This window comes from Patiriisocius sp. Uisw_017 (genome assembly GCF_047731265.1).
Lineage (GTDB): Bacteria > Bacteroidota > Bacteroidia > Flavobacteriales > Flavobacteriaceae > Patiriisocius.
In genome coordinates, this window is record NZ_CP159835.1 from 1,825,552 (window position 1) to 1,838,807 (window position 13,256).

The 13,256-nt window shown below is 35.6% G+C and carries 13 protein-coding genes and 1 pseudogene; 2 read left to right on the forward strand and 12 right to left on the reverse strand.

Going from position 1 to position 13,256, the window contains the following annotated elements; genetic code table 11:
* Positions 1-23: 23 nt before the first annotated feature.
* Complete coding sequence (locus ABXT67_RS08350; RefSeq protein WP_415376819.1) at positions 24-950, reverse strand: GLPGLI family protein; 927 nt, start codon at positions 948-950, stop codon at positions 24-26.
* 179 nt (positions 951-1,129) lie between these two features.
* A complete protein-coding gene (locus tag ABXT67_RS08355; protein ID WP_415376821.1) occupies positions 1,130-2,008 on the reverse strand; it encodes a Brp/Blh family beta-carotene 15,15'-dioxygenase in 879 nt (292 codons plus the stop codon).
* A 101-nt stretch (positions 2,009-2,109) separates the two neighbouring features.
* Between ABXT67_RS08355 and ABXT67_RS08360 the strand changes: the two genes are divergently transcribed.
* Positions 2,110-2,841: a bacteriorhodopsin gene (locus ABXT67_RS08360; RefSeq protein WP_415376823.1), complete on the forward strand. Its 732-nt coding sequence runs from the start codon at positions 2,110-2,112 to the stop codon at positions 2,839-2,841.
* A 337-nt stretch (positions 2,842-3,178) separates the two neighbouring features.
* The gene (locus ABXT67_RS08365; RefSeq protein WP_415376824.1) at positions 3,179-4,129 is read left to right on the forward strand and encodes a hypothetical protein; all 951 of its coding nucleotides are present in this window, start codon (positions 3,179-3,181) and stop codon (positions 4,127-4,129) included.
* Between the two features lie 82 nt (positions 4,130-4,211).
* Here ABXT67_RS08365 and ABXT67_RS08370 read toward each other — a convergent pair whose 3' ends face one another.
* The 10 genes and pseudogenes from ABXT67_RS08370 to miaB all read right to left on the reverse strand — a co-directional run bounded on the left by ABXT67_RS08370 (position 4,212) and on the right by miaB (position 13,176).
* Positions 4,212-4,871 carry an HAD family hydrolase gene (locus ABXT67_RS08370; RefSeq protein WP_415376825.1) on the reverse strand — a complete coding sequence of 220 codons (660 nt, stop codon included), beginning with the start codon at positions 4,869-4,871 and terminating at the stop codon, positions 4,212-4,214.
* A 127-nt stretch (positions 4,872-4,998) separates the two neighbouring features.
* Entirely contained in the window at positions 4,999-5,289 is a 291-nt protein-coding gene (locus tag ABXT67_RS08375) for a hypothetical protein (RefSeq protein WP_415376826.1), read from the reverse strand.
* A gap of 140 nt (positions 5,290-5,429) precedes the next feature.
* Positions 5,430-7,058 carry a chaperonin GroEL gene (gene groL, locus ABXT67_RS08380; RefSeq protein WP_415376827.1) on the reverse strand — a complete coding sequence of 543 codons (1,629 nt, stop codon included), beginning with the start codon at positions 7,056-7,058 and terminating at the stop codon, positions 5,430-5,432.
* A 112-nt stretch (positions 7,059-7,170) separates the two neighbouring features.
* Positions 7,171-7,395: pseudogene (locus tag ABXT67_RS08385) on the reverse strand (four helix bundle protein); the annotation flags it as partial.
* Positions 7,396-7,528: 133 nt separating this feature from the next.
* Positions 7,529-7,804, reverse strand: coding sequence for a co-chaperone GroES (locus ABXT67_RS08390; protein WP_415376828.1), 276 nt, complete (start codon positions 7,802-7,804; stop codon positions 7,529-7,531).
* Positions 7,805-8,515: 711 nt separating this feature from the next.
* The gene (gene secG / locus ABXT67_RS08395) at positions 8,516-8,866 is read right to left on the reverse strand and encodes a preprotein translocase subunit SecG (RefSeq protein WP_415376829.1); all 351 of its coding nucleotides are present in this window, start codon (positions 8,864-8,866) and stop codon (positions 8,516-8,518) included.
* A gap of 4 nt (positions 8,867-8,870) precedes the next feature.
* Complete coding sequence (locus tag ABXT67_RS08400; RefSeq protein WP_415376830.1) at positions 8,871-9,824, reverse strand: hypothetical protein; 954 nt, start codon at positions 9,822-9,824, stop codon at positions 8,871-8,873.
* Positions 9,825-9,828: 4 nt separating this feature from the next.
* Positions 9,829-10,332, reverse strand: coding sequence for an LptE family protein (locus ABXT67_RS08405; RefSeq protein WP_415376831.1), 504 nt, complete (start codon positions 10,330-10,332; stop codon positions 9,829-9,831).
* Positions 10,333-10,349: 17 nt separating this feature from the next.
* Positions 10,350-11,627, reverse strand: a complete 1,278-nt coding sequence (locus ABXT67_RS08410; protein WP_415376832.1) for a sigma-54 interaction domain-containing protein — start codon at positions 11,625-11,627, stop codon at positions 10,350-10,352.
* Between the two features lie 97 nt (positions 11,628-11,724).
* A complete protein-coding gene (gene miaB, locus ABXT67_RS08415; protein ID WP_415376833.1) occupies positions 11,725-13,176 on the reverse strand; it encodes a tRNA (N6-isopentenyl adenosine(37)-C2)-methylthiotransferase MiaB in 1,452 nt (483 codons plus the stop codon).
* Positions 13,177-13,256: the final 80 nt, after the last annotated feature.

Sequence of the window (13,256 nt, forward strand, 5' to 3'; positions counted from 1 at the left end):
CTATGAATATTTTGAGAAGTGTATTAAAAACCTCTTCCGTTTCCTCTTCCTCTATTATCTCTCATTTCCTGCATTTTGCCAGAAATAATCTCGTTGTATTCTTTTTTTGTCACGACCTGTCCTTTCGTTGGGCGTTTGATTTCAACTTTCTCTTCAGGATTCATTACTATTTTACTGCATAGCATGGTAACGTTTCCAGCACTTACCTCAAGAATTAATCCAGGCAGACCCCAGTATTCCGTAGGGCCTTGACTTATAGGAATCGTGAGTGTATACCAAGCTGTAATTTCTACCATCTCTTCTTCCTCTGAAGACTTTTCATCTGTAGTTGTCAAGTCTCCTTTTTTACGGTCCTTTTTTACTTCGCTCTCTGTAGTTTTTTTATCGGTAGTTGCTATGTCTTCTTTTTTGTCTTCTTTTTTTTCTTTGTCATCTTTTCTATTGGTACGTGTAAAGCTTAGCTCAGATGACGGCCTCATTGCGGTCGCTTTAAAGCAGGTATATTGTCCTATTTGTTTAGTTTCTGAGCCCATTTTCCAGGAAAAAGGCGTCATTTCTTCTCTAATTAAAAATTGTTTTCCGAAGAATTCTTGATCTTGCAAGAACACTTTTTCTTTGACATTTTTATATTGTGGCCCAGGAGAGAAACTACTTCCCCATACACTTGGTGCTCTTCCTCCAGGTCCACCTTCCAGTTTTTCGTCCTCTCTAAACATTGACTCCACTTTATTAAAAGTAAGAATATAGGTGCGTTCTAGCCAAGGTTTCATTCTGGCTTCCATTTGTTTTTTTTGTGCTTCACTCATTTGACCACCTCTATTAAAACGGCTCAGATCCATATTAGTTTTTGAAAAATAATATGCTTGACCTTGAAAATCCTGTGCTTGAGTAGATTCAAAATTTATAAGGACAAAACAAATTAGTAGTAGGGTGCTTAAAAACGATTTCATAATGAGAGTAATAAATTAAAAATGTCCAACAAACTTAATAATATGCTAAACACTTCTAATCTCTTTTGCATAAGATTAACACTGTCGTTAATTTATCAGATAGAATAGGACGCTATTGTCTTGAAGAAATGAATGTAAGGATCTGGCAACTTAAAAGTTAGTGCAAACCTCACAAAAAATCACTTTTTTAAGCTAAACATCCACGAAATTATAAAAGAATGGGCAAAAGTGATTGAGCCAAGAAAAGCAAATACTAAAGGATATAAATAGGCTTCATTCTGCAATAGGAAAAAAGTAAGGAAGAGAGAACTTATAGATATCAGCCATAGCAAAAATGATGACTTTAGATATTTTAAAAAGCTTTTAATAGAAACTTCATTGTATAAAAAGTTTATTTGCTCTAGCATAGACGGTATGCTATGCCAGTAAATAAAATAAATGGCAAAAGCCCAAATTAATGTTGCAGTCTTAAAGACAAGTGCAAGCACAAAAAGAAGAAAGATTTCAAAAAGTAATCGGTCAAGAGATAGTTTTTTTTTGTAAACTAAAATACCGGCATATAAACCCCAGCAGATTACACTTGCTGCAAGAAGCCATACGAACCAATCACTGTTGAATTGGATACTGCACAATTCAAAAATAATTTTAATTGTAGGTTCTGGATTGCATACAAACAATAGAAACAACACAGAAAGCCCATAACTAAGAAAAAGTATTCTGTTAAAGTTTATTCCAATCCCTTCAATGTTATTCCAATGTTGTTCGCCAAAATGGAAAGCGCTAAAAATAACAAATAGTATTAGTGCGATAGTCGGGATATAATAAAAGAGGAGACCTGCTATCAATACAACAGCAATATATACGATAATGTAAAGAACTAATTTGAAGGTATTCGCGGATGTATCAACTTTTGAAAGAAGTTTTATATCGTTACTGCCGTGAAGGATTCCTAAGGAAAAAATAAGGATGAAAGCAGCATATTCTTGGTTAGGACTTTGAAGGTATCCTGAGAGCCATAGACTAAAAAAGGTTGCAATTATTGCGATTTTCGTATACATTAATTTTTTTTTGGAAAAATAGTTAAAAATTTGTAAATATTTAACAACTTTATCGTTTAACCTTTTGTAATTTTACGTGAACAAAAAAAACAAATATAACCATGGACAAAATTACCGCGATTACAATGTTGGTGCCTAAGTTGGCTCCAGACGATTACGTAGGCTTCACTTTTTTTATTGGAGCAATGGCAATGATGGCTGCTGCCGCCTTCTTCTTTTTCACAATGAATGATTTTGATAGAAAATGGAAAACTTCCGTTTTGGTTTCAGGATTAATTACCTTTATTGCTGCTGTACACTATTGGTACATGAGGGACTATTGGGCTGTTAATATGGAGTCCCCTACTTTTTTCAGGTACGTAGATTGGATTTTAACAGTACCTTTAATGTGTGTTGAGTTTTACCTCATACTTAAAGTTGCGGGTGCAAAAAAATCACTTTTATGGAAGTTAATTTTTCTTTCTGTCGTGATGCTTGTTACAGGATACGTAGGGGAAGCAATAGATCCTACAAATGCTCAAATTTGGGGATTAGTTTCTGGTATTGCTTATTTCGTAATTGTGTACGAAATTTGGTTAGGAAGTGCTGCAAAGTTAGCGAAAGCTGCTGGTGGTTCTATACTACAGGCGCACAAGATTTTATGTTGGTTTGTCCTGGTAGGATGGGCAATTTACCCTATCGGTTATATGGCCGGAACTCCAGGTTGGTATGAAGGAATCTTTGGAGGATTAAGTGTTGATATATTTTATAACATTGCCGATGCAATCAATAAAATTGGTTTTGGTTTGGTGATTTATAACCTAGCACTACAGCAAACTAAGGCTAAAGCTTAAATTTTAAATTTTTTTAGATAAAAGTAAAAGAGATGTGTTTTTTAAACGCATCTCTTTTTTTTTGCGTACTGAATAAAAAGCTCCTAATAAATATTGATTTATAAAAATTCTAAAATCGAAAAGACCTTTCTTAAGTATTAAAATCATATTCTAGAGGGGCAATTAAAGTTCTCGAAGGACGATTTGGTTATAGACGATATTGTTGTGAGTTTAAAAAATAAGTTTCTGAGTCTATAATTTGCTTGAACTACGGGCTAAAAGCTTTCTTTTTGCTGTAATCAAACCTTTAATTGCAGTATCTTTAAATTTGTTACTATTAAGATTAAAATATTTTTATATGAAATTATTACCTCTAATCACTTGTCTATTTTTTGTTGTATTCTCTAGTTGTAATGAGATAGATCCAAAAGGTGAAGAGGAGGTGAGTACATTTGTAAAACAATGGAACGAGAACCACTCACAACTAAAAGCGTCATTCCTGTTGCGTGACTATATGGATGTAGTAGAATACTACGGAAAAGAACAAACCAAAAGAGAGGTGCAACAAGATAAACTAACGTTATTTGAGCAATTTCCAGACTATCAACAACAAATCGTTAATGGACAACTTACCATTACTAGAGAAGCAGGTTTGTATTTGGTTGTTTTTAAGAAACGAGTACAGTACAGCGGCATAGAAGGAGTTTATGAATCGTATCTTTCTTTAATATTAAAAAATGGAGATTATAAAATTGTACGAGAAGGGGTCTCCGAGGATGTCAAAAGTCAAGACGCTGCAATTTTCCCTAAGTACCGAGAAATAAACAGAGCAAAATCAAGAAACCGGCAACTCTTTGGCGACTTCAATGGTGATGGGCTTTCAGATTATGTATTTGTAGATAGCCCAGTATTGTTGTCTGAAACAGAAAAAAATGAAAAGACCGATACTTACAATATGTGCAAAGGCAAATGCACCAGTGTAATTAACTTTAGCGCTCCAAGTCTAGAGGCGATTGCCGTAGAAGGAGCCTATCAATCACAACTAGAAAACTTAAAAGATCTTAATGGCGACGGTGCAGATGAGATTGGTTTTTGGAATATTAAACCTAATACCAAAAGCCTTTACATTTTTGACGCTACAAACAGTACCTTACTTACTCCGCCCGTTGTGATTAATACAAACGTTCATAAAAATTTAAGATTAATAGACATTATTAAAAAGACTGGGCCTAAAAAAATTACGATTACGCACAGTAGTGAGCAAAATGGGAAATGGGTGTTGGAAAGTACCGTGATAGAACTCGAATAGCGCTTGATTGTAGTGGCTTATTTTGGGGTTTAGTCTTTGTGGTTTAATGCTTGATTCAGTTTGTTTATTGTATTTAAGATGACTAAACAAGCTTGTTTTTTACCAACTCAAACCCTATTTCTTCAAAAGAAGAAACGACTACATTGGCATTGCTATAATCTTGATCTGTTGAGTGCTCACTATCATAGCCTATTACAAAAATACCAGCATCATTTGCCGCTTTTATTCCGTTGCTTGAATCCTCAATTACGATGCAGTTCTCTCTAGGATGTCCTGAAGCTTCAGCAGCTTTGATAAAAATTTCTGGATGTGGTTTGCTTTTTTTTAGATCGGCACCACTTAGTTTTGCGACAAAATATTGATCGAGATCAAAGCGTTCAAAGATTCGGTTAATGTTAGGCATAGATGCTGAAGAGGCTAGCACCAATGTAAGCCCATTAGTATGGTAGTCTTTGATAAGATTTAAAACGCCGTCTAATAATTGTAAGGAGCCATCATTGTCAAATAAATATTTGAAATGCTTTCGCTTTATGGCTACAAGTGTTTCTGGTTTTTCAGAAAGGTGAAAGCAATCTACCAATTCTTTACAGATATTTAAGGTCGCTTGTCCAGTAAAACCGGTATACATTTCTTCTGTAACTGCAATATTCATATCACTAAACATCATAAAATATGCTTTGCGATGCAGCGGTTCTGTGTCCACTATTACGCCATCCATATCGAAAAGTACTGCTTTTAACATGTGTTCTATAATTGAATTGTTAATTTTTTAAAAGCATAAAGTTACTTGTAATATGCTTATAAAAGATTCTTATTTTATTTAAAAAAAACGAATTTTGATATTGTTATATGAAAAAGACGCTAAAAAATTAGGATCCTAGGTTATATAGGGAAATGGTAATATACTGTATGTTCACTGAGTCTATAAAATTAAGGATAACGGGTTGTTGTTGAGAATTTGTCTCAATGTAAATTTTTTCTTTGTAATCGCTCGCTATTGTTGGTGTAAAATGAATTTTTATTCCTTCATTTTCTCTTGGTATTACTTCGTCTGGTGTCACTACAGAAATTCTTTTGGTGGTAGCATTTGGTCTTTTAAAATGTAATGCCTCGGTACCATTGTTAAAGGAATTTTCAGCTTCGTGGTATTTAGTATTCACCTGTAAAAAAGGTATTTATGTTTTAAATAGAAGTATTGAAGTACTAATCTTATAAAAAAAATCTGTTAAATTTTGAGGTATCATTAGAGATACAACAAAATTTAACAGATTTTTAAAGAGTACAGCAGCTAGTTTTTAGCTTACATCATTCCTGGCATCCCGCCGCCCATTGGTGGCATACCTGAGGTTTCTTCTTTGATGTCTATTAATGCACATTCCGTAGTTAAGATCATTCCAGCAACTGATGCTGCATTTTCTAACGCAATACGAGTAACTTTCTTAGGATCTATAATACCTGCTTTGATCATATCAACATATGTTTCAGATTTAGCGTCGTATCCAAAGTTTTTATTTCCTTCTGCTACTTTACTAATCACAACACTACCTTCGCCACCTGCATTTTCTACAATGGTACGAAGTGGTGCTTCAATAGCACGGGCTACTATCTGCACTCCAGTCGCTTCATCAACATTTTCGGTTGTAACCTTGCTCAAAACATTTTTAGCACGAACAAATGCAACGCCACCTCCAGCAACAATGCCTTCTTCAACTGCAGCGCGTGTTGCGTGTAATGCATCATCTACTCGGTCTTTCTTTTCTTTCATCTCTACTTCACTCGCAGCACCTACGTACAATACGGCGACTCCACCAGCTAATTTAGCCAGACGCTCTTGCAATTTTTCTTTATCATAATCGCTTGTAGTAGTTTCAATTTGAGATTTTATTTGACCTACACGTGTTTTGATATTCCCTTTATCACCGGCACCATTTATAATGGTAGTGTTGTCTTTGTCAATAGAAACATTTTCTGCAGTTCCTAACATATCTAGGGTGGCATTCTCTAAGGTAAACCCTCTTTCCTCGCTAATTACAGTACCGCCAGTTAAAATAGCGATGTCTTCAAGCATGGCTTTTCTTCGATCACCAAAACCAGGAGCTTTTACGGCTGCTATCTTTAATGAACCTCTCAATTTGTTTACTACTAGTGTTGCCAATGCTTCGCCATCAACATCTTCTGCAATGATTAACAAAGATTTTCCTTGCTGAACTAATGGCTCTAGAACAGGCATTAAATCCTTCATTGAGGAGATTTTCTTATCACATAAAAGAATCATAGGATTCTCTAACTCGATCGTCATTTTTTCGCTGTTGGTAACAAAATATGGAGAAAGAAATCCACGATCAAACTGCATTCCTTCTACAACATCTACATAGGTATCTGTTCCTTTAGCTTCTTCTACAGTTATTACTCCTTCTTTTCCAACTTTACCAAAAGCCTTAGCGATCAAATCACCTATTTGGTCATCGTTGTTAGCCGAAATAGAGGCGACTTGTTTAATTTTTGCACTGTCATTACCTACTTTAATGGATTGCTTTTCAAGGTCTTTAACGATTGCTTCCACAGCTTTGTCAATACCTCTTTTCAAATCCATTGGATTTGCTCCAGCGGCTACATTTTTTAGACCTTCTTTTACGATGGCTTGTGCTAAAACGGTTGCAGTTGTAGTACCATCACCAGCTAAGTCGTTGGTTTTACTTGCTACCTCTTTTACCATTTGAGCCCCCATGTTTTCAAGTGGGTCTTCCAATTCAATCTCTTTCGCTACGGTAACACCATCTTTAGTTACTTGTGGTGCTCCAAAAGATTTACTAATAATTACATTACGACCTTTAGGTCCCAAGGTTACTTTTACTGCATTCGCCAATGCATCAACACCGCGTTTTATACCGTCACGTGCTTCTAAATCAAATTTTATTTGTTTTGCCATAATATATGTTTTGATAAAGGCTGATGACTATAGGGGTTAAGCCTTACACTTTCGTCTATAGATTTTGCCTAGTTTAATTAAATTAATTTTTCTTTAATGAATAATTTTTTTGCTAGATGATATTTATCTCATCGTTTAAATTATTGTAGTCTTCCTGTGATATAAAATTTAAATCACGTGAGAGAAGAAACAAATATTCAGCTTCATTCACTGAATCTTGAGCGATTGTTAAGAACCTATTAAGCTCTGCATCGCCATCACGACCTTATCCTTCAGTAGTATTGGTAGGAACTGATACCACTGCTTTTTTAAGCTGTGAAGTAATACCGAACAATTCTTCTTTAGAAAAACCTTAGGTCTTGTTATAAGCTTTCTAAACCAAAAAGTGGCTCAATTTCCAAACCTTATAATTTCTAAAATCTCACAAAATTATATTTTATTTTGCCTAAAGCCTAAAGCCTAAAGACAATTTAAACAATTGCGAATATATCATCTTCACGCATAATCAAATAATCTTTGCCGTCTAATTTTAGTTCCGTACCGGCGTACTTTCCGTAAAGTACAGTATCGCCAACTTTTACTGTCATTTTATGATCTTCTTTTCCTTTACCTATAGCTGCTACTTTACCTTGTTGGGGCTTTTCTTTTGCGCTATCTGGAATGTATAATCCAGAAGCAGTTTTAGTTTCGGCTGCTTGAGGTTCCACTAAGACTCTGTCTGAAAGTGGTTGAATTTTTAATGCCATAATATAGTGTTTGAGTTAATAGTTATTCCGTCGCAAGACGGAACCGAATGAACATAGTTTTCATTCTTCTACTGCCCAATGGCAGAAAGTATGCCACCTCTCTTAAACTGACATTTTTAAACTTAAACAAACAAAAAATGCCAGCTTTGTGACAAGCTGGCATTTTGATATATAGTGAATATTATTTTTTCAACTTAAACCTAATAACAGATCTAGCTGTTCATAAAAAAAGTCGAATATAAAGAGAGGATTTTCTTATGATTAATTTCCGAAGTTAATTGAAAAATTTGCAATAGTGATTACAAGTAAAGCCGTTAAAGCAGCTCCTAAAGTAACCAAGACTAAGTCAGCAGTTTTACTTTAGAATAAGTGCCCTCTTCTATTCCTTTGATAGTGTTTAAGGCGATTTTCTTTTTTTTGTTGTAATACAGTGTTAGTAGAAACCGAATCCACTATTGCGGTCATTTGATTTCCATTTTTTAAATCTATGTGATATTTATTATTTCCAACCATTTTAGATGGATTATTCTCGATTTTTCTATGGCTGTAACAATTAGTGAATAAAGCAAAAACTAGGAAAATGGAAGTGATTTTTTTGAGGGTATTCATGCTAAAAGAACGCTGCTCAAGTCATTTAATTGCAAACAAAAAAAATGCCAACTCATTTATGAATCGGCATTTTATATAATATGTTATTATATCTCTATATCTCTATATCTCTGGATCTACAGCGCCAGCGTCTCCAGCTGCAGGTGTATCAGTTTGAGTTGGAATTACATTTTCTATAACCTCGCTATTTTCAATGGAAGATTGTGTTGATTCAATGCTTCCCACTAAAGGAATACTTGAAAGTAAAATTAGTGCTAATAAAAGACCTCCTAAAGTCCAAGTGGACTTGTCTAAGAAATCTGTTGTTTTTTGAACACCACCTAATTGTTGTGTGCCACCGCCACCAAAAGAAGAAGATAATCCACCACCTTTAGGGTTTTGAACCATTATAACAACCACTAGCAAAAATGCTACGAAAATAATCAGGACTAGAAATATAGTAAACGTACTCATAGTTTTATTCTTTAATTAGCTTTTTTACGGCTCGAATTTGGTCTGCAAAGAAACCACTTTTTTCGGGATTTCTCAAAATTAAAATTTTATATGCTTGAATGGCCTTTTTATAGTTTTTTTGCTGAATATAAACCCGCGCTAAAGTCTCGGTCATTAAGGAGTCTGAGGACTTTGTAAAGGGTTCCGCAAGGTTTTTTTGAGGGGTGTTTTTTGCAGGAGGTTTTAGTTTTATTGGTTTGGCAATGAAACTATCAATACGTTCAAGCCTTGAAAGGCGCACCTCTTTTTTCTTTTCAGGTGTTTTGTCTCTTACTATTTTTTCTCTTTCAATTGGCTTCGCCTGCGATAATTTTAACCACTCAGAGAAAGAATGCATGTCTTTTTGTTTAAATTCTAAAGGTTGATCTAGTTCAATGTTTCGTTTTGTGTGCCTTCTTTGGTTGCTGAGTGCCGTCGAAGTGTCATTTTTACGAGTCTTATTTTCTTTAGAATCCCCTGATCTTAAATCAATAGTTGCGCTGTCTAATATTTGCTGAACTTCTGCAGCTTTCTTTTCAAAAAGAGCAGGGTCTAGAATGGCTTCGGCCTTTTTTAATTCGGCTTTCATTTCTTTATTTAGGGCGACACTAACTCTTTCTGAAACGTCCTCGGCAATGATTACCTCCATCTCATTGGTGGCCAGATTGTGCTTTAAAACTTGACGCGATATTTCATTTTGGGCAAACGTTTCAGAAGTTATGTACTGAAATAAAACATCTCTGTTGGCAGTATGAGCGGCGGTAACTTTTAGCACGTCGTTGTATCTAAAGCTTCCTTTACTTTTTAATCCTTTTAACCAAAGAGCACGCGCACTTTGAAAATAGGGGTGCGCATCAACTAGCGCAGCCAGTCCTGAAATATTATCAGAATCAATTTGCTGCGAACTCGCCAATAGTGTTATGTATTCGCTTTTGTTCACAATATTACCAGTTTGCAAGTGACTTGTTAAAAATATCTTGTGTTATGCGCTCAAAAATTTCTTCTAAAATATCATCCAAAGCAGATCCTGTAGGTATTTGTTGTCCTGGGAAATCTCTATAAAATGAGAAACGTTGTTCAAACCCTTTTTCTTCGTCATTTTTATTGAAAAACCGAACGTTAACCGTAATTGTAAGCCTGTTCTCTGCCGCTGTGTTTTGCGCAGTTGCTGTAATTGGAGCGATGTAATATTCTATTATTTCACCTTCGTAAGTTAAATCACCGTTGTTTGTTACCAAGTCTAGACTTGTTTGATTCAATAAAATTTCTTGTAAATCTTGGGTAAATTCTCGCGCAATTCCAGGTTCTATAATTTGTGCATTATTTTGAAAATAATTGACCTGAAATGTTTTGGTTTTGCTGTAATCAATGTCGGCTCCTGTAAAGGAATAGATACCGCAGCTTTGAAAAGCAAGCGAGAACACGAGTATTATTAAAAATTTTTTCAATTGAAAAATATATTTGTTTATAGATTGTATTGCTTAATCTTGCGATATAGCGTTCTTTCAGAAATACCTAATTCGTCGGCTGCATCTTTTCTTTTGCCGTCGTATTTTTCTAGCGACTTTTTAATGAGCTCTAACTCTTTATCGTGTAAAGATAAACTTTCTTCTTCTTCAACCTCTTCGACAAAGTCGTAGTTTCCTTTTTTTGTTTCAGCATCCTTATGCCGCAAGTCCATTACTTCAATGGAGTGTGATTCTTCATTAAAATCATCTTCAACTATAGCCGCGAGTTGTTCTTCATGATTTTGATCGTCATTGTAGATCTTTTTAATTAAAGAGCTGTTTTCCTCTTGCACTTTGCTAGCGTTGCCATTCTTCATTAATTCCAACGTAAGCTTTTTTAAATCGTTGACATCACGCTGCATATCAAACAATACTTTATATAAAATTTCGCGCTCATTGCTAAAATCTCCTTCCTGCTTTTTTGATTTAATTACGGCGGGTAAATTACTGCTCATATTGGGTAAATATTGACGCAGTTTATTGGCGCCAATTTCACGTTGTTGTTCTAATACCGAAATCTGTTCCGCCACATTTCGCAATTGGCGAATGTTTCCACTCCATCTATAATTTAGTAATAATTGCACGGCGCTATCATCTAATCGTACCGTGGGCATTTTATATTTTTGGGCAAAATCTGCAGCAAATTTTCTAAACAATAAATGAATGTCTTCAGCGCGTTCCCTAAGGGGTGGAAGATTAATATCTATCGTACTTAATCTATAATAAAGATCTTCTCTAAATTTTCCTTTTTCGATAGCCTCCACCATTTTTACATTAGTGGCTGCTACGATGCGAACATCGGTCTTTTGTATTTTTGAAGACCCTACTTTTAAGAATTCTCCGTTTTCTAAGACTCTTAATAATCTAACCTGCGTAGGGAGTGGTAATTCTCCTACTTCATCAAGAAAAATGGTTCCACTGTCGGCAACTTCAAAATAACCGTTTCGGGTTGCAGTGGCTCCTGTAAATGATCCTTTTTCATGACCAAAGAGTTCGCTGTCTATAGTTCCTTCAGGAATTGCACCACAGTTTACGGCAATGTATTTACCATGTTTGCGATGTGAAAGTGCGTGAATGATCTTAGGGATGTTTTCTTTTCCAACACCGCTTTCCCCAGTAACCAATACCGAAATGTCAGTAGCTGCTACTTGAATAGCTTTCTCTATAGCACGGTTGAGTTTAGGATCGTTCCCTATAATGCCAAATCGTTGTTTTGTTGCTTGTACTGATTCCAAATTTTTTATAGTTATAAGTTAAAAGTGCCTAAAGTTTGCTAAAGTTTTTTTAATTTTTGTTTCCAAGCCCTTCGAGTTATTGAAGGGAAACACGCGACTATGACTCATGCGCATTGGACGGAGTCGAAATCCCAATTAACGTAGCGCTAGTACAATTTGTAATCTTTACATTCACTAAGTCACCGGGTTTATTATCTCCCTTTGGAAAGACTACTACGATGCTTTGCTGATTGCGGCCACTCCACTCGTCAACATTCTTTTTTGATTCACGTTCGATTAAAACTTGAGTGGTTTTCCCTAAAAATTGTTTCGTTCTAAAGGCACTGTGTTTTCTTTGGGCATCAACAATTTCAGTAAGTCTTCGTTTTTTTGTTGCTTCTGGGATGTCATCTTCAAATTTTCGAGCTGCCATCGTTCCTGGTCTTTCAGAATATTTATACATATATCCAAAGGCATATTTTACTTTTTCCATTAAGTCCAATGTTGCCTGGTGGTCTTCTTCGGTTTCACTAGGAAATCCTACGATCATATCTTGTGAGATACTACAATCTGGTAATATTTCCCAAATCTTGTCCACGAGTTTTAGATATTCTGCTGCCGTATGTTGGCGATTCATTTCTTTTAAAATACGATCGCTTCCGCTTTGTACAGGTAAATGAATATGATTGCAAATGTTTTTATGTTTTGTCATCACGTGGAAAACATCTTCCGTCATATCCTGTGGATTGGAAGTTGAAAACCGAACGCGCATTGTGGGCTGTGCGACCGCAACCATTTCTAATAACTGAGAAAATGAAGTTGCCGTAGCTTGTTCCATTTCTGAAGCCTTTTTAAAGTCTTTTTTGAGTCCGCCGCCGTACCATAAATAACTGTCTACATTTTGACCTAGTAATGTGATTTCTTTATACCCTTGTATTGCGAGAAGGTCTATTTCATTAAGGATGCTTTGAGGGTCTCTGCTGCGTTCGCGTCCTCTTGTAAAGGGTACAACACAAAACGTGCACATATTATCACAACCTCTAGTAATACTTACCAATGCATTTATCCCATTGCTATTAAGGCGAACAGGTGATACATCTGCATAGGTTTCTTCTTTTGAAAGGATCACATTAACAGCATCATTTCCTGCTTCTACTTCGGCTAAGAGATTTGGGAGGTCTTTATAGGCATCTGGTCCTACCACCATGTCCACTATTTTTTCTTCGTCTAAGAATTTTTCTTTAAGGCGCTCTGCCATGCAGCCCAAAACTCCGACTTTCATTTTTGGATTGTGATCGCGTTTTACAGCATTGTATTTTTCCAAGCGCTTGCGCACCGTTTGCTCGGCTTTGTCTCGAATAGAGCAGGTGTTTACTAAAACGAGATCTGCTTCTTCTAAAATCTGGGTAGTATTAAAACCTTGTTCTTGAAGAATAGAAGCAACTACCTCACTGTCGCTAAAATTCATTGCGCAGCCGTAACTTTCGATAAAAAGTTTACGCGTGTTTTGTGGTTTATTATCTAGCTGTAAAGAATTACCTTGTTTTGTTTCGTCGATTGTTTTTTCCATATTCACTGTGCCTTTAGCACGACTCTCTTCAAGTCAATTAGTTTGCAAATATATGAATATTGACGCTGTTTCTGTCATTG

Coding starts and splice junctions, on each gene's coding strand:
- ABXT67_RS08350 (WP_415376819.1), bottom strand. CDS start 950: ATGAAATCGTTTTTAAGCACCCTACTACTAATTTGTTTTGTCCTTATA.
- secG (WP_415376829.1), bottom strand. CDS start 8,866: ATGAGTACGTTTACTATATTTCTAGTCCTGATTATTTTCGTAGCATTT.
- ABXT67_RS08355 (WP_415376821.1), bottom strand. CDS start 2,008: ATGTATACGAAAATCGCAATAATTGCAACCTTTTTTAGTCTATGGCTC.
- ABXT67_RS08390 (WP_415376828.1), bottom strand. CDS start 7,804: ATGGCATTAAAAATTCAACCACTTTCAGACAGAGTCTTAGTGGAACCT.
- ABXT67_RS08365 (WP_415376824.1), top strand. CDS start 3,179: ATGAAATTATTACCTCTAATCACTTGTCTATTTTTTGTTGTATTCTCT.
- miaB (WP_415376833.1), bottom strand. CDS start 13,176: ATGGAAAAAACAATCGACGAAACAAAACAAGGTAATTCTTTACAGCTA.
- ABXT67_RS08370 (WP_415376825.1), bottom strand. CDS start 4,871: ATGTTAAAAGCAGTACTTTTCGATATGGATGGCGTAATAGTGGACACA.
- ABXT67_RS08360 (WP_415376823.1), top strand. CDS start 2,110: ATGGACAAAATTACCGCGATTACAATGTTGGTGCCTAAGTTGGCTCCA.
- groL (WP_415376827.1), bottom strand. CDS start 7,058: ATGGCAAAACAAATAAAATTTGATTTAGAAGCACGTGACGGTATAAAA.